The 23,351-nt window shown below is 76.4% G+C and carries 3 protein-coding genes; all 3 read left to right on the forward strand.

Translation table 11 applies throughout. The annotated features are described in order from the left end of the window. A partial coding sequence (locus ACWGJO_RS35030; protein WP_452189784.1) for a type I polyketide synthase occupies window positions 1-5,607 on the forward strand: 5,607 nt, incomplete at its 5' end. 36 nt (window positions 5,608-5,643) lie between these two features. Further along, a complete protein-coding gene (locus ACWGJO_RS35035; protein WP_452189785.1) occupies window positions 5,644-16,737 on the forward strand; it encodes a type I polyketide synthase in 11,094 nt (3,697 codons plus the stop codon). 15 nt (window positions 16,738-16,752) lie between these two features. After that, window positions 16,753-23,351 (forward strand): type I polyketide synthase (locus tag ACWGJO_RS35040; RefSeq protein ID WP_452189786.1); only part of this gene is annotated, 6,599 nt, incomplete at its 3' end.

The following is a 23,351-nucleotide window of genomic DNA, read 5'->3' on the forward strand; positions in this document are numbered from 1 at the left end:
GTGGACGACGGGATGCTGGACGCACAGTCGGCGGAGCGTTTCGAGACGGTCTTCGCGGGCAAGGTCGGTGGGCTGCTGCACCTGGACGAGTTGACGGCCGGGCTGGAGTTGGACCTGTTCGTGGTGTTCTCCTCGCTGGCGGGGACGCTGGGCAGTGCCGGGCAGGGCAACTACGCGGCGGCGAACGCCTTCCTGGACGCCTGGATCCAGCGGCGCCGCGACCGCGGTCTCGCCGGACTCTCGATCGCCTGGGGCGCCTGGGCGGAGCAGGGCATGGCCACCGAGGACGTGGTGGCCGACCGGGTCCGGCGCGCCGGACTGACGCCGATGGACGCACGACTGGCGATGGAGGCGATGGCCAGGGCCGTCGACCACGGCGAGGACCTCGTGGCGATCGCCGACGTCGACTGGGCGCGGATGCTGCCCGCCTTCGCCGGGGCCAGGACCAGCCCGCTGCTGGCCGAGCTGCCCGAAGCGGCCCGGACCGACCGGCCCGACCGGGCCGACGACGCCGGGGCGGAACCGACCGGGGCGCAGGGGCTCGCGGAGCTGCCCCCCGCCCAGCGCGACCGGGCGCTGCTGGACCTGATCCGCGGCTGCGCGGCCGCGGTGCTGGGGCACGCGTCGAGCGCGAGCGTCGAACCGGGCCGGGCCTTCCGCGACATCGGCTTCGACTCGCTGACCGCGGTGGCCTTCCGCAACCTGATCGGTGCCCGCACCGGCCTCCGGTTGCCGGCCACCCTGGTCTTCGACCACCCGACGCCGATCGCCCTGGGCGAGTTCCTGTTCGCCGAGCTGTACGGTGCGGCCGACCCGGTGCCGGCGCCGGACACCGCGTCCGTCGCCGCCGAGGACGAGCCGATCGCGATCGTCGGCATGGCCTGCCGGTTCCCGGGCGGCGCCCGGACGCCGGAGGCCCTGTGGGCGCTGCTCTCCGGCAACGGGGACGCGATGACCGGCTTCCCCGCCGACCGCGGGTGGGACCTCGCCGACCGGTCGGGCTCGTACGCGGCCGTCGGCGGCTTCCTCGACGGCGTCGCGGAGTTCGACGCCACGCTGTTCGGCATCTCGCCGCGCGAGGCGCTGGCGATGGACCCCCAGCAGCGCCTGCTGCTGGAGACGGTCTGGGAGACCTTCGAGTCCGCCGGAATGGACCCGCGGTCCGCGCGGGGCCGGTCCGTGGGCGTCTTCGCGGGCACCAACGGCCAGGACTACCCGACGCTGCTCGCCGCCGCCGAGGACAAGGTCGAGGGGCACGTCGCCACCGGCAACGCGGCGGCGGTGCTCTCCGGCCGGGTGGCGTACGCCTTCGGTCTCGAAGGACCGGCGCTGACCGTGGACACGGCCTGCTCCGCCTCGCTGGTCGCCCTGCACCTCGCGGCGCAGGCGCTGCGCCGGGGCGAGTGCGAACTGGCGCTGGCCGGCGGTGTCACCGTGATGTCCACGCCGGGCGTGTTCAGCGAGTTCGACCGCCAGGGCGGCCTGGCGGCCGACGGCCGCTGCAAGGCCTTCGCGGCGGACGCGGACGGTACGGGCTGGGGCGAGGGCGTCGGCGTGCTGCTGGTCGAGCGGCTCTCCGACGCGCGCCGCAACGGGCACCGGGTGCTGGCGGTGGTGCGGGGCAGCGCGGTCAACCAGGACGGCGCCTCCAACGGCCTCACCGCCCCGAACGGCCCCGCCCAGCAGCGGGTGATCCGCCAGGCACTCGCCAACGCCGGACTGACGGCCGCGGACGTCGACGCCGTCGAGGCGCACGGCACCGGTACCCGCCTCGGCGACCCGATCGAGGCGCAGGCACTGCTGGCCACGTACGGCCGGGAGCGTGCGGGCGAACCGCTCTGGCTCGGCTCGATCAAGTCCAACATCGGCCACACCCAGGCCGCGGCCGGTGTGGCGGGTGTGATCAAGATGGTGCAGGCGCTGCGGCACGGCGTGCTGCCGGCCACCCTGCACGCGGAGCAGCGGACCTCCGAGGTGGACTGGTCGGCGGGCGCGGTGGAACTACTCACCGAGTCCCGCCCGTGGCCGGAGCTGGACCGGCCGCGCCGGGCCGGTGTCTCCTCCTTCGGCATCAGCGGCACCAACGCCCACATCATCCTGGAGTCCGCCCCGGTGGACCCGGCGGAGTCGGCGGAAGCGGTGGAGCCCCCGGCTGGCGCGCCGGCGGGCGGTCTGCCGTGGCTGCTCTCCGGGCAGAGCGCCGAATCGCTGCGGGCCCAGGCACAGCGGCTCACCGCGCACCTGGACGCCGAACCCGGCCACGACCCGGTGGACGCGGCCTGGTCGCTGGCGACCGGACGGGCCGGGCTGGCGCACCGCGCCGTCGTGCTCGGCGCCGACCGGGACGCGCTGCGCTCCGGCGCCGGGGCCCTCGCCTCGGCGGCCTTCTCGGCGGACGTGGTCACCGGAACCGTGCGGGAGGGCCGCCTGGCCTTCCTGTTCACCGGCCAGGGCGCCCAGCGCGCGGGCATGGGACGGGAGTTGTACGACGCGCAGCCGGTGTTCGCGGCGGCCTTCGACGCGGTCTGCGCGGAGTTCGACCTGCTGCTGGACCGGCCGGTGAAGGATGTGGTGTTCGAGGGCGCCGAGGATCTGGACCGTACGGTGTGGGCGCAGGCCGGGCTGTTCGCGGTCGAGGTGGCGTCCTTCCGGCTGCTCGAATCCTGGGGCGTGGAGCCGGAGTTCCTGCTCGGGCACTCGATCGGTGAGATCGCGGCCGCCCAGGCGGCGGGCGTGTTCTCGCTCGCGGACGCGTGCGCCCTGGTGGCGGCGCGCGGCCGGCTGATGGACGCGCTGCCGAGCGGCGGCGCGATGCTGGCGGTGCAGGCCACCGAGGCCGAGATCCGCGACGCGATCGGCGACCGCCTGGACGTCGCCGCCGTCAACGGCCCGACCTCGCTGGTGGTTTCCGGTCCGACCGAGGCGGTGGAGGAGTTCGCGGCGCGCTGGAAGGCCGAGGGTCGCAAGACCAGCCGGCTGACCGTCTCGCACGCCTTCCACTCGGCCCTGATGGAGCCGATGCTCGCCGAATTCGCCGCCGTACTCGGCGGGTTGACCTTCGCCGAGCCGAGGATCCCGGTCGTCTCCAACCTGACCGGCGGGATCGCCGAACCCGGCCTCCTCACCACCCCCGACTACTGGGTCCGGCAGGTCCGCGAGGCCGTCCGCTTCGCCGACGGCGTCGAGACCCTGCACCGCGAGGGCGTCACCCGCTACGTCGAGCTCGGCCCCGACGGCGTGCTCTGCGCGCTGGCCCAGCAGTCCGTCGCCGAGGCCGTGTTCGCCCCCGTGATGCGGCGCGACCGGAACGAGGCCGGGACGGCGCTGCACGCGCTGGCCCGGCTCTGGACGGCCGGCGCCGAGGTGGACTGGCCGGCGGTCCTGCCGCGCGGCCGGCGGGTCGACCTGCCGACGTACGCCTTCCACCACGAGCGGTTCTGGCCGACCCCGGCGCCCGCGCCGCTGCCGTCCGGGGACGCCGTGGAGTCCCGGTTCTGGGAGGCCGTCGAGCGCGAGGACCTGGCCGAACTGGCGGGCACGCTGCGCCTCGGCGAGCGGTCCGAGGTGCTCGGCGAGATCCTGCCCGCGCTCTCCTCCTGGCGCCGGCTGCGCCGCCGGGACTCGGTGCTCGACAGCTGGCGCTACGAGGTCACCTGGAAGCCGAGCCCGGCTCCGGTCGCCGAGCCCGAACTGGACGGGAGCTGGCTGGTGCTGGTCCTCGACGGGACCGACCGGGACCTGGCCGAGGGCGTGCGCACGGCGATCCGCTCCGCCGGGGCGCGCACCGTCGACCTCGTGCTGGACCCGGCGGACCCCGACCGGGCCGCTCTGGCGGCCCGCCTCCTGGCCGCGGTCGAGGGCGTGCCCGACGTGGCCGGCGCGGTGCTGCTGGCCGCCGCCCACGACGGCCCGGACGCCGACCGCGCCGTGTCGCCGGCCGTGGCCGCCACCCTGGTGACGGTGCAGGCGCTCGGCGACGCCAACCTGAAGACGCCGCTGTGGACGCTCACCCGCGGCGCCGTCCGGACCGGCCCCGGCGACCTGCTCGCCGACCCGGCGCAGGCGCAGGTGTGGGGCCTCGGCCGGGTCGCCGCGCTGGAGCACCCGCAGCGCTGGGGCGGCCTGGTCGACCTGCCGGAGACCGTGGACGCGGCGGCCGGCCGGACCCTGGCCGGCGTGCTGGGCGGCGCACCGGGCGAGGACCAGGTCGCGGTGCGCGGCGCGGGCGAGGCCCTCGTGCGGCGCCTCGGCCGGGTCGACGCCACCGACGGTACGGCGGAGCCCTCGTGGGTGCCGTCCGGCCCCGGCACGGTGCTGGTCACCGGCGGAACCGGCGCGCTGGGCGCGGTGGTCGCCCGCTGGCTCGCCGAGTCCGGCGTCACCCGGCTGCTGCTGACCGGCCGCCGCGGCCCGGAGGCGCCCGGCGCCGCCGAACTCGTCGCCGAACTCGCCGAACTGGGCGCCGAGGCGACCGTCGCGGCCTGCGACGCCGCCGACCGCGACGCGCTGGCGGCGGTGCTGGCGCAGGTCCCGTCCGACGCCCCGCTGATCGGCGTGGTGCACGCGGCCGGGGTCCTGGACGACGGCACGCTCGACGCCCTCACTCCGGAGCGGTTCGCCACCGTCCTGGCGGCGAAGGCGTCCGGACTGGTGCACCTGGACGAACTCACCGGTGACCTGGACTTCTTCGTGGCGTTCTCCTCGCTGGCCGGCACCGTCGGCAGCGCCGGACAGGGCAACTACGCCGCGGCGAACGCCTTCCTGGACGCCTGGATGGAGCACCGGCACGACCGGGGCCTGCCCGGTGTGTCGGTGGCCTGGGGCCCGTGGGCGCAGGACGGCATGGCCACCGGTCAGGTCGTGACGGACCGGCTGCGCCGCAGCGGGGTCCCGGCGATGGACCCGCGCTCCGCGGTCCGGGCCCTGGCCCGGGCGATCGGCGGGGACCGTCCGAACCTGGTGGTCGCGGACATCGACTGGCCCACCTTCGCGCCCCGGTTCGCCGGGACGCGGCCGAACCCGCTGATGCGCGACCTGGCGGAGTTCGCGGCACTGGCCCCGTCGGTGGCCGAGACGGTCGTGCTCGACGGCTCCGCCGGGCTGCGCCGGGAACTCGCTGCGCTGCCCGCCCCGCAGCGGCAGCGGATGCTGCTCGACCTGGTCCGCGCCCGCGCCGCCGCGGTCCTCGGCCGCGACAGCGCCGAGGCCGTCGCACCGGACCAGGCGTTCCGCTCGATCGGGTTCGACTCGCTGATCGCGGTGGAGTTCCGCAACCTGCTGCACCACGAGACCGGTCTCAACCTGCCGGCCACGCTGGTGTTCGACCACCCGACGCCCACCGCGCTCGGCGCCCACCTCGGCAGCCTGCTGCTGCCCGAGGAGGCCGACCGGACGGTCGACCTGGTGGCGGACCTGGACCGGCTGGAGGCCAGGCTGCTGCGGCTCGACGCCGACGAGCGGGAACGGGCGGACGTCGCCGCCCGGCTCCAGGGCCTGCTGGCCCGCCTGGCGGGCACGGGCGAGACGCAATCGGACGACGCGCTGGACGACGCCAGCGCCGATGAGGTCCTCGACCTCATCCGGAAGGAATTCGGGGGCCCGGCTTGATCGTCGTCGAGGCACCGTTCGTGAAGGGGAAGATCCATGGCGGATGACCAGAAGCTGCTCGACCATCTGAAGTGGGTGACGGGCGAGCTCCGCCAGGCGCACCGCCGGATCCGCACCATCGAGGACCGCGCGCAGGAGCCGATCGCCATCGTCGGCATGGGCTGCCGCTTCCCCGGCGGGGTGCGGACGCCCGCCGAGCTGTGGCGGCTGGTGGCCGAACGCGCCGACGCGGTCGGCGACTTCCCGACCAACCGGGGCTGGGCCGAGGACGAGGACGACGACTACGCCCGACAGGGCGGCTTCCTCCACGACGCCGACGAGTTCGACGCGGCGTTCTTCGGCATCAGCCCGCGCGAGGCCACCGCCATGGACCCGCAGCAGCGCCTGCTGCTGGAGGCCTCCTGGGAGGCCTTCGAGGCCGCCGGCCTGAACCCGCGCGCGCTGCGCGGCAGCCGAACCGGGGTGTTCGCGGGCACCAACGGCCAGGACTACGGCCTGGTCGCGCTCGCCTCCCCGGAGGGCCTGGAGGGGCACATCGCCACCGGCACCACCGCCAGCGTGATGTCCGGCCGGCTCTCGTACGTGTTCGGGCTGGAGGGCCCGGCGGTCACCGTGGACACGGCCTGCTCGTCCTCGCTGGTCGCCCTGCACCTCGCGGCGCACGCGCTGCGCTCCGGCGAGTGCGACCTGGCGCTCGCGGGCGGCGCCACCGTGATGTCCACCCCCGGCGGGTATGCCAGCTTCAACCGGCAGGGCGGGCTGGCGGCGGACGGCCGCTGCAAGGCCTTCGCGGCGGGCGCGGACGGCACGGGCTGGGGCGAGGGCGTCGGCGTGCTGGTGCTGGAGCGGCTGTCGGACGCGCAGCGGCTCGGGCACCGGGTGCTGGCGGTGGTCCGGGGGAGCGCGGTCAACCAGGACGGTGCGTCCAACGGTCTGACCGCCCCGAACGGGCCCTCGCAGGAGCGGGTGATCCGCCAGGCGCTGGCCAACGCCCGCCTGGAGGCGGCCGAGGTGGACGCCGTCGAGGCGCACGGCACCGGCACCAGCCTGGGCGACCCGATCGAGGCGCAGGCGCTGCTGGCCACCTACGGGCAGGAGCGCCCCGAGGGGCGGCCGCTGTGGCTGGGTTCGATCAAGTCGAACATCGGCCACACCCAGGCGGCGGCCGGTGTCGCGGGCGTCATCAAGATGGTGCAGGCGATGCGGCAGGGCGTCCTTCCGGCCACCCTGCACGCGGACGCGCCGTCCCCGCACGTCGACTGGACGACCGGCGCGGTCGAGCTGCTGACCGAGGCCCGGCCGTGGCCGGAGGCGGACCGTCCGCGCCGCGCGGGTGTGTCCTCCTTCGGTATCAGCGGTACCAACGCCCACGTCATCCTGGAGTCGGCGCCGGAGGCTTCGGCGGAGGGGGCTCCGGTGGAGGAGCCCCCGGCGCCGAACGGCATGGCGCCGTGGCCGGTGTCGGGCGGATCGTCCGAGGCGCTGGCGGCGCAGGCCGGGCGACTGGCCGAATTCCTCGGCGGGGAGCCGGAGTTCGCACCGGTGGAGGTGGCGGGGACGCTGTTCTCCCGGGCCGCGCTGGAGCACCGCGCGGTGCTGCTCGGGTCCGACCGGGCGGCGCTGCTGGACGGCCTGGCCGCGCTGGCGGACGGTCGTCCGACGGGCGGGGTAGTGACCGGTGTCGCGGTGGAGGGGCGGACGGCGTTCCTCTTCACCGGTCAGGGTGCGCAGCGGGTCGGCATGGGCCGGGAGCTGTACGAGGCGTTCCCGGTGTTCGCGGCGGCTTTCGACGCGGTCTGTGCGGAGCTGGACGGGAGGCTCGGGCGGTCGGTGCGGGAGGTCGTCTTCGAGGGTGCGGAGGATCTGGACCGTACGGTGTGGGCGCAGGCCGGGCTGTTCGCGGTCGAGGTCGCTTCGTACCGGCTGCTCGAATCCTGGGGCGTGACGGCCGATTTCCTGCTCGGGCACTCGATCGGTGAGGTGGCGGCCGCCCATGTGGCGGGCGTGTTCTCGCTGGCGGACGCCTGTGAGCTGGTGGCGGCGCGGGGCCGGCTGATGGACGCGCTGCCGAGCGGCGGGGCGATGCTGGCGGTGCAGGCCGCCGAGGCCGAGGTGCGTTCGGAGATCGGCGACCGCCTGGACGTCGCGGCCGTCAACGGCCCGACCTCCGTGGTGGTTTCGGGTCCGGTCGACACGATCGAGGAGTTCGCGGCTCGCTGGAAGGCCGAGGGCCGCAAGGCCCGTCGGCTGACGGTCTCGCACGCCTTCCACTCGGCGCTGATGGAGCCGATGCTCGCCGAATTCGCCGCCGTCCTCGGTGGGTTGACCTTCGCCGAGCCGCAGATCCCGGTCCTCTCCAACCTGACCGGCGAACTCGCCGAGCCCGGCCTGCTGTCCACGCCGGCCTACTGGGTCCGTCAGGTCCGCGAGGCCGTCCGCTTCGCCGACGGCGTCGAAGCGCTGCACGGCCGGGGCGTCACCCGCTACGTCGAGCTGGGGCCCGACGCCGTGCTGTCGGGCCTGGTCGGGCAGCAGCTCGCCGAGGGCGTGGTCGCCCCGCTGATGCGCCGTGACCGCGCGGAGTCCGAGACCGCGCTGACCGCGCTCGCCACCCTGTGGACGAGCGGCACCGAACTCGACTGGTCCCTGGTCGTCACCGGTGGGCGCCGGCTCGACCTGCCGACCTACGCCTTCCAGCGGCAGCGGTACTGGCCGAAGCCGACCGCCGGGGCGGGCGACGTGAAGGCCCTCGGCCAGACCGGGGCCCGGCACCCCCTGCTGGGCGCGGTCGTCGCCCTGCACGGCGGGGGACTGGTGCTGACCGGGCGGCTGAGCCTGGCCGTGCACCCCTGGCTCGCCGACCACGCCGTCCTGGAGACCGTGCTCGTCCCCGGCACCGCTCTGGTGGAGATGGCGCTGAGGGCGGGCCGCGAGGCCGGCTGCGAGGTGCTGCGCGAGCTGGTGATCCAGTCGCCGCTGGTGCTGCCGCAGCAGGGCGGCGTCGCCGTCCAGGTGAGCGTCTCCGAGGCAGACGAGGCCGGGGACCGCACCGTGCAGGTCCTGTCGCGCTCCGAGGCGGCGGACTCCGCGTGGGTGTGCCACGCGACCGGGGTGCTCTCCCCGGCGGGCGCGGCCGCCCCGGCCGCCGACGGCTCCGCCACCCCGGCCGCCGACGGCTCCGCCGTTGCCGGGACCTGGCCGCCCGTGGGGGCCGAGCCCGTCGACCTCGACGGCTTCTACGACCGCCTGACGGCCGTCGGCTACGGCTACGGACCGGTGTTCCAGGGCCTGCACGCGGCCTGGAGCGACGGCGACAGCGTCCACGCCGAGGTGCTGCTCCCCGAGGCCGCCGCCGGTCAGGCGCAGGCGTACGGCCTGCACCCCGCGCTGCTGGACGCCGCGCTGCACGCGGTCGGCTTCTCCGCCGCCGTGGACGCCCACCGGGCCGCCCGGATGCCGTTCGCCTGGACCGGCGTCCGGCTGCACGCGGCCGGTGCCGCCGTGCTGCGGGTGACCCTGACCGTGACCGCCGACGGCGTGGCGCTGAGCGTCGCCGACGGCACCGGGGCGCCCGTCATGACCATCGAGTCCCTGGTGCTGCGGGAGGTCGAGGCCGAGCAGCTGCGCCCCGCCGTCGGCCCGGCCGTCGCCGAGGCGCTGTTCGCGCTGGACTGGACCCCGGTCACGCCGGCGGGCGCCACCGGTGCAGGGCCCGCGACCTGGGCCGTGCTCGGTGCGCCCACCCCGGGCGGCGCGGACACCCCCGCGCCCGCCGTCCCGCCGCTCGGCGCGCCCCGGTACGCCGGGATCGCCGAGCTGGTCGCCGCGCTCGACGACGGACGCCCGGTGCCGCAGGCCGTCGTGCTGCCCGTCCCCGTCACGGCCGCCGAGGCCGTCGACCTGCCGGCCAGGGTGCGGGAGACGGCGGGCCGCCTCCTGACGGACCTCCAGGCCTGGCTGGCCGAGGTGCGGCTGGCGGACACCCGGCTGGTGGTCGTGACCCGTGGTGCCGTCGCCGTCGGCCAGGAGCCGGTCGACCTGGTCGCCGCCGCGGTCCGGGGCCTGGTCCGCTCCGCGCAGACCGAGAACCCCGGCCGGATCGTGCTGGTCGACCTGGACGGCGAGGCCCCGGCCGACGACTGGTGCCCGGTCGCCGCCCACGGCGACGAGCCGGTGCTGGCCGTCCGCGACGGCGCCGTCCTCGCCGCCCGGCTGGCCCGGCCCTCGGACACGCTCGCCGTACCGTCCGGCCGGGAGGCCTGGCGCCTGGACACCCTCGGCCCCGGGACGCTGGAGAACCTCGCCCTGGTCCCCGCGCCGGACGCCGACCGGCCGCTCGGCCCCGGCGAGGTGCGGGTCGCCGTCCGCGCCGCCGGCGTGAACTTCCGCGACGTGCTGCTCGCGCTCGGCATGTACCCGGAGCGCGCGCCGATGGGCGCCGAGGCCTCCGGCGTGGTGGTCGGGACCGGCCCCGGCGTCACCGATCTCGCCCCCGGCGACCGGGTGTTCGGCTTCTTCTCCGGCGGCATCGCCGCCACCGCGGTCACGGCCCGCGACCTGCTGGCCCGCATCCCCGACGGCTGGACCTTCGGCCGGGCCGCCGCCGTCCCGCTGGTGTTCGCGACGGCCTACTACGGGCTGCGCGACCTGGCCGACGTCCGGCCCGGCGAGTCCGTGCTGGTGCACGCCGCGGCCGGGGGCGTCGGCATGGCCGCCGTCCAGCTCGGCCGGCACCTGGGCCTCGACGTCTACGGCACGGCCAGCGCCGGCAAGTGGGACGTGCTGCGAGCCCAGGGCCTCGACGACTCCCGCATCGCCTCCTCCCGCGACCTGGACTTCGAGGAGTCCTTCCGGGCCGCCACCGGCGGACGCGGCGTGGACGTCGTGCTCAACGCGCTGGCCGGCGAGTTCGTCGACGCCTCGCTGCGCCTGCTCGCGCCCGGCGGCCGCTTCCTGGAGATGGGCAAGGCCGACGTCCGCACCGACCTCCCGCGCGAGGACGTCCGCTACCGCGCCTTCGACCTCGGCGAGGCCGGACCGGTGCGGATGGGCGAGATCCTCGCCGAGGTCATCGCCCTGTTCGACGCCGGCGCGCTGCACGACCTGCCGACCACGGTCTGGGACGTGCGCAACGCCGTCGAGGCCTTCCGGCACATCGGCCAGGCCAAGCACATCGGCAAGAACGTCCTCACCGTCCCGGCGCCGCTCGATCCCGAGGGCACCGTCCTGATCACCGGTGGCACCGGCACCCTGGGCGGGCTGCTGGCCCGCCACCTGGCGGCCGGGCGCGGCGTGCGGCACCTTCTCCTGCTGAGCCGTCAGGGCCCGGAGGCGCCCGGCGCCGCGGAGCTGGTCGCCGAACTGCGGGACCTGGGCGCCGAGGCGACCGTCGTGGCCTGCGACGCCGCCGACCGCGAGGCGCTGGCCGCGGTGCTCGCCGCGATCCCCGCCGAGCACCCGCTCACCGGCGTGGTGCACACCGCGGGCGTCCTGGACGACGGCGTGTTCGGTGCGCTCACCCCGGCCCGGCTCGACGCGGTGCTGCGTCCCAAGGTGGACGCGGCCGTCAACCTGCACGAGCTCACCGCCGACGCCGACCTGGCCGCGTTCGTGCTCTACTCCTCCGCCGCGGGGACCTTCGGCACCGGCGGCCAGGCCAACTACGCGGCCGCCAACGCCTTCCTGGACGCCCTCGCCGCGCACCGCCGGGCGCACGGCCTGCCCGCGCAGTCGCTCGGCTGGGGCCTGTGGGCGAAGGCCAGCGCCCTCACCGGGCACCTCGCCGAGGGTTCCACCGTGACCAGCGGCGACCGGCTCTCCGGCACGCTGACCGCCGAGCTCGGACTGGCCCTCCACGATCGCGCGGTCGCCCTGCCCGCCGCGCACCTGCTGCCGGTCCCGCTCGACCTCGCGGCCGCCCGCGCCTCGGGCGCCGAGCCGCCGTCCCTGCTGCGCGGCCTGGTCCGCCCCACCCTGCGGCAGGCCGCCGACGGCCCGGTGACGGGCGGGCAGGCCACGCTGGAACGCCGCCTCCGGGGCCTGGAGGACGGCGAGCGGCGGCAGCTGCTGCTCGACGTGGTCCGGACGAACACGGCCACCGTGCTCGGCCACGCGGGTGCCGAGGCGGTCGGGCCGCAGCAGGCGTTCAAGGACCTCGGCGTCGACTCGCTGGCCGCGGTGGAACTGCGCAACCGGCTGAACACCGCCACCGGCCGGCGGCTGCCCGCCACCCTGGTGTTCGACTACCCGACGGCCGCGGCCCTCGCGGACTTCCTCGCCACCCTGCTGCTCGGCGCGGCCGAGGAGGCCGGCCGGCCCCGCGCGACGGCTGCCGTCGCCGACCCCGGCGAGCCGATCGCCATCGTCGGCATGTCCTGCCGCTTCCCCGGCCACGTGGCCTCCCCGGCCGACCTGTGGCGACTGGTCTCCACGGGCGGGGACGGGATCGTGCGGTTCCCGGCCGACCGCGGCTGGGACCTCACCGGGCAGTCCGGCGCCTACGCCACCCTCGGGGGCTTCGTCGACGGCGTCGCGGACTTCGACGCCGGCCTGTTCGGGATCTCGCCGCGCGAGGCGCTGGCGATGGACCCGCAGCAGCGGCTGCTGCTGGAGGCCTCCTGGGAGGCCTTCGAATCCGCCGGCCTCGATCCCAGGGCGCTCAAGGGCGAGCAGATCGGCGTCTTCGCCGGCGCCGCGCCGTCCTACTACGGCGTCGACGTGGACCTGCCCCAGGACACCGAGGGTCACCGGCTGACCGGTGGCGCGACCAGCGTCCTGTCCGGCCGGGTGGCGTACGCGTTCGGGCTGGAGGGCCCGGCGATGACCGTGGACACGGCCTGCTCGTCCTCGCTGGTCGCGCTGCACCTCGCGGCGCAGGCACTGCGCTCCGGCGAGTGCGACCTGGCGCTCGCGAGCGGTGTGACGGTGATGACCGGCTCCGGGGTGTTCACCGAGTTCGCCCGGCAGGGCGGGCTGGCGGCGGACGGCCGCTGCAAGCCCTTCGCGGCCGGCGCGGACGGTACGGGCTGGGGTGAGGGCGTCGGCGTGCTGGTCGTGGAGCGGCTGTCGGACGCCCGGCGGCTCGGGCACGAGGTGCTGGCGGTGGTGCGCGGCAGCGCGGTCAACCAGGACGGCGCCTCCAACGGCCTCACCGCCCCGAACGGTCCGGCTCAGCAGCGGGTGATCCGTCAGGCGCTGGCGAGTGCCGGGCTGTCGGCCGCCGACGTCGACGCCGTCGAGGCGCACGGCACCGGCACCAGCCTGGGCGACCCGATCGAGGCGCAGGCGCTGCTGGCCACCTACGGCCAGGGCCGCAACGGTGAGCCGCTGTGGCTGGGCTCGATCAAGTCGAACATCGGGCACACCCAGGCGGCGGCCGGTGTGGCGGGTGTGATCAAGATGGTGCAGGCGCTGCGGCACGGCGTGCTGCCGGCCACCCTGCACGCGGAGCAGCGGACCTCCGAGGTGGACTGGTCGGCGGGCGCGGTGGAGCTGCTGACCGAGGCCCGGCCGTGGCCGGAGGCCGGTCGCCCGCGTCGCGCGGGCGTGTCCTCCTTCGGGATCAGCGGCACCAACGCCCATGTGATCCTGGAGGCCGCTCCGGCGGTGGCGGTCGAGGAGACGGAGACCGCACGGGGCGTGCTGCCCTGGCTCGTGTCGGGACGCTCGACCGGCGCGCTGGCGGCGCAGGCCGGGCGGCTGGCGGAATTCATCGGCGGGGAGCCCGAGTTCGGGCCGGTGGAGGTGGCGTCGACGTTGCTCTCCCGGGCCGCGCTGGAGCACCGTGCGGTGGTGTTCGGCGACGACCGGGCGGCACTGCTGGACGGTCTGGCCGCGCTGGCGGACGGGCGGTCCGCGGGCGGGGTCGTCTCCGGTGTCGCGACGGAGGGCCGAACGGCGTTCCTGTTCACCGGTCAGGGTGCGCAGCGGGTCGGGATGGGCCGGGAGCTGTACGAGGCCTTCCCCGCCTTCGCGGCGGCCTTCGACGCGGTCTGCGCGGAGTTCGACCTGCTGCTGGACCGGCCGGTGAAGGACGTGGTGTTCGAGGGCACCGAGGACCTGGACCGTACGGTGTGGGCGCAGGCCGGGCTGTTCGCGGTCGAGGTCGCCTCGTTCCGGCTGCTCGAATCCTGGGGCGTGGCACCGGAGTTCCTGCTCGGGCACTCGATCGGTGAGATCGCCGCCGCCCAGGTGGCGGGCGTGTTCTCGCTCGCGGACGCGTGCGCCCTGGTGGCGGCGCGCGGCCGGCTGATGGACGCGCTGCCGAGCGGCGGCGCGATGCTCGCCGTGCAGGCGACCGAGGCCGAGGTCCGCGAGGCGATCGGCGGCCGGCTGGACGTGGCGGCCGTCAACGGCCCGACCTCGCTGGTGGTTTCCGGTCCGGTCGAGGCGGTGGAGGAGTTCGCGGCGCGCTGGAAGGCCGAGGGTCGCAAGACCCGTCGGCTGACGGTCTCGCGCGCCTTCCACTCGGCGCTGATGGAGCCGATGCTCGCCGAATTCGCCGCCGTACTCGGTGGGTTGACCTTCGCCGAGCCGAGGATCCCGGTCGTCTCCAACCTGACCGGCGAACTCGCCGAGCCCGGCCTGCTGTCCACCCCCGACTACTGGGTGCGCCAGGTCCGTGAGGCCGTCCGCTTCGCCGACGGCGTCGAGGCCCTGCACCGCGAGGGCATGACCCGCTACGTCGAGCTCGGCCCCGACGGCGTGCTGACCGCGCTCGCCGCGCAGAGCGCCCCCGACGCGGTCGGCGTGCCGCTGCTGCGCAAGGACCGGGACGGCCGCGAGACCGTCCTGACCGCGCTGGCCGCGCTCTGGACGGCGGGTGCCGCGATCGACTGGTCCGCGCTGCTGCCCACGGCCCATCACCTTCCGCTGCCGACCTACGCCTTCCAACGGGACCGCTACTGGCCGGACCCGGTCCAGGCCCCGGCCGGCAAGCCGCAGGACGCCGACCCGGCGGACCCGGCGGAGGCCGGGTTCTGGGCCGCCGTGGAACGCGGCGACCTCGCGGAGCTGGCCGACACGCTGGACCTCGGCCCGCAGGCGCTGGACCCGGTCGTGCCCGCGCTCGCCGCGTGGCGGACCCGGCGCCGCCGGGACGCGACGATCGACGGCTGGCGCTACCGCGTCGACTGGACGCCGCTGACCGGTCTGCCCGCCACGGGGCTGCTGGACGGCGGCTGGCTGGTCGTCGCGCCGCAGGACTCCGAGCTGACCGAGTGGGCCACGGCCGCGCTCCGGTCCGCCGGGGCCGAGGTCACCGTCGTGGTCGACCCGGGCACCGGCCGGGACGCGCTGGCCGCCCGGCTCGCCGAGGCGGCCGGAGCGGCGGGTGAGGTCTCCGGGGTCCTGTCGCTGACCGCCGCGGTCGGCTCCGCGCTGCCCGGATCGGCGCTGCCCGAGGGCACCGCCGGCACCGTGGCCCTGCTTCAGGCGCTCGGCCGCGCGGGGATCGAGGCGCCGCTCTGGGTGGCCACCCGGGGCGCCGTCCGCACCGGCGGGGACGATCCGCTGGACAGCCCGGCCCAGGCGTCCGTCTGGGGCCTCGGCCGGGTGGCCGCGCTGGAGAACCCGGAGCGCTGGGGCGGCCTGGTCGACCTTCCGGTCACTGTGGACGCCCGTGCCGCCGACCTGCTGACCGTCCTGCTCGGCGAGGACCCCGGTGAGGACCAGGTCGCGATCCGCGGGACGGGCCTGCTGGCCCGCCGGCTGGTGCGCGCCCCGCTGGACACCGCCGTTCCGGCGCCCGAGGGCTGGCGGCCCACCGGAACGGTCCTGGTGACCGGTGGGCTGGGCGCGCTCGGCGCCGACTCCGCCCGGTGGCTGGCCCGGCGCGGCGCCGCGCACCTGGTGCTGCTCGGCCGGCGCGGGGCGGACACCCCGGGCGCGCGGGAACTCGCGGCCGAACTGGCCGGGTACGGCAGCCGGGTCACCCTCGCCGCGTGCGACGTGGCCGACCGCGACGCCCTGGCCCGCGTGCTGGCCGCCGTGCCGCAGGACCTGCCGCTGACCGCCGTGCTGCACGCCGCCGGGGTCGACGGCCTGGGCCGGCTGGACGAGGCCGACGCCGACCGGCTCGACGCGGTGCTGGCCGCGAAGCTCGGGGGAGCGGTGCACCTGCACGAGCTGACCGCCGGGCTCGACCTGGAGCAGTTCGTCGTCTTCTCCTCGATCGCCGCGGTCTGGGGCGGCGGCGGACAGGGCGCGTACGCGGCGGGCAACGCCTTCCTGGACGCACTGGTGGAGCACCGCCGGGCCCGCGGCCTGGCCGGCACCTCGGTGGCCTGGGGAGCGTGGGCGGGCGCCGGACTGGCCGTCAGCGGGGACACCGGCGGCCTGCTGCGCCGCGGCGTCACCCCGATGGATCCCGAACTCGGCGTTCAGGCCCTCGCCCAGGCCGTCGACCGGGCGGAGAGCGGTCTGACCGTGGCCGACGTGGACTGGGAGGTCTTCGGCGCGGCGTTCACCTCCGCCCGGCCCAGCCCGCTGCTGCACGAACTGCTGGACGAGCCGGCGGCGGCCGCGAGCGCGGAGCCGGCCGCGGCGGAAGACGCCGACGAGGCGTCCGCCCTCGCCGCCCGGCTGGCGGCGGCGCCGCCGCGCCGGCGCCCGCAGATCCTGGTCGACGTGGTGCGGGCCGAGGCGGCCACCGTGCTGCGCTACCAGGACGGCCGCTCCGTCACGGCCGGCCAGGCGTTCAAGGACCTCGGCTTCGACTCCTTGACCGCGGTCGAGCTGCGCAACCGGCTGAGCCGGGTGACCGGCCTGCGCCTGCCGCCGAGCCTGGTGTTCAACCACCGCACCCCCCAGCGGGTGGCCGCCTTCCTCGGCGAGGAGCTGGGCGTCCTGACCGAGGAGGGGCCCGCCGTGTCGGACGAGGCGGCGGTCCGCGCGGCGCTGGCGGCCATCCCGATCGAGCGGCTGCGGGAGGCCGGACTGATGGACACCCTGCTGAGCCTGGCGGACCCGGCGCCGTCGGGCACACCCGGCACACCCGACGGGCCCGACGGTCCGGACCGGCCGGACGTGCCGGACGTGCCGGACGACGAGGACGGCCTTGACGACCTGGACGATCTGGACGCCGACGCGCTGATCGAGATGGCCCTGAACACCGAACGAGACGACGCCTGAGCCATGGAGAAATCGATGAACACCCGCGGTGACAAGGCGGTCGAAGCACTTCGGGCCTCCCTCAAGGAGGTCGAGCGCCTGCGCAGGCAGAACCGGGAGATCCAGGCGGCGGCCCGCGAGCCGATCGCGATCGTCGCGCTGGGCTGCCGGCTGCCGGGCGGCGTCACCGGCCCGGAGGACCTGTGGCGGCTGGTCGCGGACGGCACCGACGCGATCGGCGGGTTCCCGACCGACCGCGGCTGGGAGGAGTCCTTCCCCGGCAGCCGCGACTACGCCCGCCGGGGCGGCTTCCTCGGCGACGCGACCGGGTTCGACGCCGAGCTGTTCGGCATCAACCCGCGCGAGGCGCTGGCGATGGACCCGCAGCAGCGGCTGCTGCTGGAGGTCGCCTGGGAGACCTTCGAACGGGCGGGCATCGATCCCCACTCGGTGGCCGGCACGGCGACCGGCGTCTTCGTCGGCGCCTCCCCGTCCGGCTACGACGGAGCCGGACGGCTCCCGGAGAACACCGCGGGATACCACCTGACCGGCACCGCGAGCGGGGTGCTCTCCGGCCGGCTCTCGTACGTGTTCGGGCTGGAGGGCCCGGCCGTCACCGTGGACACCGCGTGCTCCTCCGCGCTGGTGGCGCTGCACCTGGCGGTCCAGTCGCTGCGCCAGGGAGAGTGCGGCCTGGCCCTGGTCGGCGGCGTCGCGGTGATCAGCACCCCGGCAGCCTTCGCCGAGTTCGGCAAGCAGGGCGGCCTGGCCGCCGACGGCCGCTGCAAGTCCTTCGCGGCGGCGGCGGACGGCACCGGCTGGTCCGAGGGCGTCGGCGTCCTGCTGCTGGAACGGCTCTCCGACGCCCGCCGCAACGGGCACGAGGTGCTGGCGGTGGTACGGGGCAGCGCGGTCAACCAGGACGGTGCGTCCAACGGTCTGACGGCGCCGAACGGTCCCTCGCAGGAGCGGGTGATCCGGCAGGCGCTGGCCAACGCCCGGCTGGAGGCGGCCGACGTGGACGCCGTGGAGGCGCACGGCACCGGAACCCGCCTCGGCGACCCGATCGAGGCCGAGGCGCTGCAGGCCGTCTACGGCCGGGGCCGCACGGCCGACCGGCCGCTGCTGCTCGGCTCGCTGAAGTCCAATGTCGGCCACACCCAGGCCGCCGCCGGCGCGGTCGGCGTGATCAAGAGCGTGCTGGCGCTGCGCAACGGCGTGCTCCCGGCGACCCTGCACGTGGACGCGCCCACCCCGCACGTCGAGTGGACGGGCGGCGGCGTCGAGCTGCTGACCGAGGCCCGGCCCTGGCCGCAGGCGGAGCGGACCCGGCGGATCGGTGTCTCCGCGTTCGGTGTCAGCGGTACCAACGCCCATGTGCTCATCGAGGAGAGCCCGGCCGAGGCCGAGCCGCGGACGGAGCCGGAGGCGCCCGGGCAGGGCGTCCGCCCGGTGGCGTGGCCGGTGTCGGCGCAGAGCCCGCAGGCGCTGCGGGGCCAAGCGGCGCGGCTGGCCGAGCGGTTCGGGCCGGACGTGGACGCGGGCGACGCGGCGTGGTCCCTGGCGACGACCCGGGCCGCGCTGGCCCACCGCGCGGTGGTGCTGGGCACCGGTGGCCGTGAGGGGCTGCTGGACGGCCTCGGCGCGCTGGCGGACGGTCGTCCGACGGGCGGCGTGGTCGCGGGTGTCGCGGTGGAGGGGCGGACGGCGTTCCTGTTCACTGGGCAGGGTGCGCAGCGGGTCGGGATGGGCCGGGAGCTGTACGAGGCGTTCCCGGTGTTCGCGGCGGCTTTCGACGCGGTCTGCGCGGAGCTGGACGGGAGGCTCGGGCGGTCGGTGCGGGAGGTCGTCTTCGAGGGCGCGGAGGATCTGGACCGTACGGTGTGGGCGCAGGCCGGGCTGTTCGCGGTCGAGGTCGCTTCGTACCGGCTGCTCGAATCCTGGGGCGTGACGGCCGATTTCCTGCTCGGGCACTCGATCGGTGAGGTGGCGGCCGCCCATGTGGCGGGCGTGTTCTCGCTGGCGGACGCCTGTGAGCTGGTGGCGGCGCGGGGCCGGCTGATGGACGCGCTGCCCGAGGGCGGCGCGATGCTGGCGGTGCAGGCCGCCGAGGCCGAGATCCGTGACGCGATCGGCGACCGGCTGGATGTGGCGGCCGTCAACGGGCCTGCCTCCGTGGTGGTTTCCGGATCGGCGGACGTGGTCGAGGAGTACGCCGCGCGCTGGTCGGCCGAGGGTCGCAAGGCCCGTCGGCTGACGGTCTCGCACGCCTTCCACTCGGCGCTGATGGAGCCGATGCTTGCCGAATTCGCCGCCGTACTCGGTGGGTTGACCTTCGCCGAGCCGCAGATCCCGGTCGTCTCCAACCTGACCGGCGAACTCGCCGAGCCCGGCCTGCTGTCCACCCCCGACTACTGGGTGCGGCAGGTCCGCGACGCCGTCCGCTTCGCCGACGGCGTCGAGGCCCTGCACCGCGAGGGCGTGACCCGCTACGTCGAGCTGGGCCCGGACGCCGTGCTGTCGGGCCTGGTCGGGCAGCAGCTCGCCGAGGGCGTGGCCGCCCCGCTGATGCGCCGTGACCGCGCGGAGTCCGAGACCGCGCTGACCGCGCTCGCCACCCTGTGGACGAGCGGCACCGAACTCGACTGGCGGTCCGTGCTGTCGGCCGGCCGCCGGCTCGACCTGCCGACGTACGCCTTCCAGCGCGAGCGCTACTGGCCCGACGTCCCGCTCGACGCGCCCGGCTCGGCCGAGGACGCCCGCTTCTGGGCGGCCGTGGAGCGCGCCGACGTCCCGGAGCTGGCCGCCACCCTGCGGCTGTCGGACACCCCGGAGGTGCTGGACGGCGTCGTCCCGGCGCTCTCCGCCTGGCGGCGCTCGCGCCGCCAGGAGGCGGTGGTCGACTCCTGGCGCTACCGGGTGGAGTGGCAGCCGCTGCCGCTGCCGGACGCCGCCGGGCCGAACGGCACCTGGCTGCTCGCCACCGCGGACGAGTCCGCGGCCGCCGAGGACGTGGCCGCCGCGCTGCTGGCCGCCGGTGCGCGGGTCACCCGGCTGCCGCTGACCGGAGACCGGCCTGCCCTCGCCGGGCGGTTGGCCGCCGAGGACCTCGCCGGCGTGGTGTTCGTTGCCGGTTCGGCCGCCGCGGGCCTTCCGGTGCCCGCCGACCTCGGCGCCCTGCTGCTGCTGGTCCAGGCACTCGGGGACGCGGGCTCGCAGGCTCCGCTCTGGTGCCTGACCCGGGGCGCGGTGTCGACCGGGGACGAGGACCGGTCGCCGGCCCCCGAGCAGTCCCTGCTGTGGGGCCTCGGCCGGGTCGCGGCGCTCGAACACCCCGGCCGCTGGGGCGGGTTGGTCGACCTGCCGGAGACCGTCACCGCCGAGGAGGGCCGCCGGCTGGCGGCGCTGCTCGCGGGCGCGGGCGGGGAGGACCAGCTGGCCCTGCGCGGGGCGCGGGTGCTCGGCCGCCGGGTGGTCCGGGCACCGCTGCCCGGGGCGCCCGCGGCGGAGTGGAGCACCGACGGCACCGTCCTGATCACCGGTGGCACGGGTGCCCTCGGCGGGGACGTGGCGCGCTGGCTGGCCGGGCGGGGCGTGCCCCACCTGCTGCTGACCAGCCGCCGCGGCCCGGCCGCGCCGGGAGCGGACGAGCTGGTGGCCGAACTGACCGCGCTGGGCACCCGGGTGACCGTCGCCGCCTGCGACGTGACCGACCGGGAGGCGCTGTCCGGGCTGCTGGCCGGGATCCCGGCCGACCACCCGCTGAGCGGCGTGGTGCACACCGCCGGGGTCGGCGCGCCGGGACCGTTGATGGACACCGACGCCGAGGCCGTCGCCGAGGTGATCGGCGGCAAGGCCGCCGGGGCCGCGCTCCTGGACGAACTGGCCGGCGACGTCGACCTGTTCGTGGTCTTCTCCTCCATCGCCGCCACCTGGGGCAGCGGCGGCCAGGGCGCCTACGCGGCCGGGAACGCCTTCCTGGACGCGCTGGTGGAGGCCCGACGGGCCCGCGGCCTGGCCGGGACCTCGGTCGCCTGGGGCCCGTGGGCCGAGGCCGGCATGGCCGCGGACGCCGGCTTCGAGGAGTACCTGCGCCGCCGCGGCCTGTCCGCGCTGGACCGTACGGCGGCGATCCGGGCGCTGGCCGGGGTCGTCGACCGGGACGAGGGCTGCGTGGCCGTCGCGGACGTCGACTGGGAGCGGTTCGGGCCCGCCTTCGTCTCCGGCCGGCCCAGCCCGCTGCTGAGCGGCCTGGCCGACCGGGCCGACGCGGCCGGGGACACCGGATCGTCCGCCCCCTCCTCGGAGTTGCGGGACTCGCTCGCCGCCGCCCCCGAGGGCGAGCGGTCCCGGCTGCTGCTGGAGGTGGTCCGGGACCGCACCGCGCTGGTGCTGGGACGCCCGACGACCGAGGCGGTGGCGCCGCGACGCGCCTTCCGCGACCTGGGCTTCGACTCGCTGACCGCCGTGGAGCTGCGCAACCGGCTCGGCGCGGAGACCGGCCTGAAGCTGGCGGCGACGCTGGTCTTCGACCACCCGACGCCGGCCGCGCTGACCGAGTACCTGCTCGGCGAGCTGTTCGGCACCCCCGACGAGGCCCGGCCGGCGCGCCCGGTGGCGGCCGCGGCGGACGACGAGCCGATCGCGATCGTCGGCATGAGCTGCCGCTACCCGGGCGGGGTCCGCTCGGCCGAGCAGCTGTGGGCGATGGTCACCGAGGGCCGGGACGGCGTCACAGGCTTCCCCACCGACCGCGGCTGGCCCGAGGGCGGCGGCTACGTCCGGCGCGGCGGCTTCGTCGAGGACGCCACCGACTTCGACGCCGGCATGTTCGGCATCTCGCCGCGCGAGGCCCTCGCGATGGACCCGCAGCAGCGCCTGGTGCTGGAGACGGCCTGGGAGGCGTTCGAGAACGCCGGCATCGACCCGTACTCCCTCGGCCACTCGTCCACCGGCGTGGTGATCGGCGCCTCCGCCTCCGGCTACGGCCTCGGCATGGAGATGCCCGCCAACGTCGAGGGCCACCTGCTCACCGGCACCGTCAGCAGCGTGCTGTCCGGCCGGATCGCGTACACCTTCGGCCTGGAGGGCCCCGCGGTCACCGTGGATACGGCCTGCTCCTCCTCGCTGGTCGCCCTGCACCTGGCCGCCCAGTCGCTGCGCCGCGGCGAGTGCGAGCTGGCGCTGGCCGGCGGTGTCGCCGTGATGGTCTCCCCGGGGGTGTTCGCCGAGTTCGACAAGCAGAACGGCCTGGCGGCCGACGGCCGGTGCAAGGCCTTCGCGGCCGCCGCCGACGGCACCTCCTGGGCCGAGGGCGTCGGCATCCTGGTGCTGGAGCGGCTGTCCGAGGCCCGCCGCAACGGCCACCAGGTGCTCGCGGTGATCCGCGGCAGCGCGATCAACCAGGACGGCGCCTCCAACGGCCTCGCCGCGCCCAACGGGCCCGCCCAGCAGCGGGTGATCCGGCAGGCCCTGGCCAACGCCGGACTGACCGCCGCCGAGGTGGACGCCGTCGAGGCGCACGGCACCGGCACCCGGCTCGGCGACCCGATCGAGGCCCAGGCGCTGCTCGCGACCTACGGCCAGGAGCGCGCCGGTGAGCCGCTCTGGCTCGGCTCGGTGAAGACCAACATCGGCCACGCCCAGGCCGCCGCCGGCGTGGCGGGCGTGATCAAGATGGTGCAGGCGCTGCGCAACGGCCTGCTGCCCGCCACCCTGCACGTGGACGCGCCGTCCCCGCACGTGGACTGGTCGGCCGGGGCGGTGGAGCTGCTCACCGAGGCCCGGCCGTGGCCGGAGCTCGACCGGCCGCGCCGCGCGGCGGTGTCCTCCTTCGGCATCAGCGGCACCAACGCCCACGTCATCCTGGAGTCCGTGCCGGTCGTCGGGACCGTGGAGCCCGAGGCCGCCGAGGGCCCGCAGCCCTGGCTGCTGTCGGGCCGTACCCCGGCCGCGCTCACCGAGCAGGCCGAGCGGCTGCGGGAGTTCGCGGCCGGGCGCCCCGAGCTCGCGGGGCCGGAGGTGGCCCGCTCGCTGCTGTCCCGGGCCGCCCTGGAACACCGCGCCGTGGTGCTGGGCGCCGACCGGGCCGCCCTGCTGGACGGCCTGGGCACCCTCGACGGCGAGGGCGTCGTGAAGGGCCGGGCGGTCCCCGGCGACGTGGTGTTCGTCTTCCCGGGCCAGGGCTCGCAGTGGCTCGGCATGGGGCGTGAACTGGCCGCCACCGCACCGGTGTTCGCGGCCAGGTTGGCCGAGTGCGAGGCGGCGCTGGCGCCGTACATCGACTGGTCGCTCACCGTGGCCCTGGACGACGAGGAGCTGCTGTCCCGGGTGGACGTGGTCCAGCCGGTGCTGTGGGCCGTGATGGTGTCGCTGGCGGAGGTGTGGCGGGCGCACGGTGTGGAGCCGTCGGCGGTGATCGGTCACTCGCAGGGTGAGATCGCCGCGGCGGTGGTGGCTGGTGCGCTGTCCGTGGAGGACGGCGCCCGGGTGGTCGCGTTGCGCAGCCGGGCGCTGATCGAACTGGCCGGTGGCGGCGGGATGGTGTCGCTGGCGGTCGGCCAGGAGGCCGCCGAGGGGCTGATCGGCGGCTTCGGCGGCCGGATCTCGGTGGCCGCGTTCAACGGCCCGTCCTC

It is taken from the genome of Kitasatospora sp. NPDC054795, assembly GCF_053611565.1.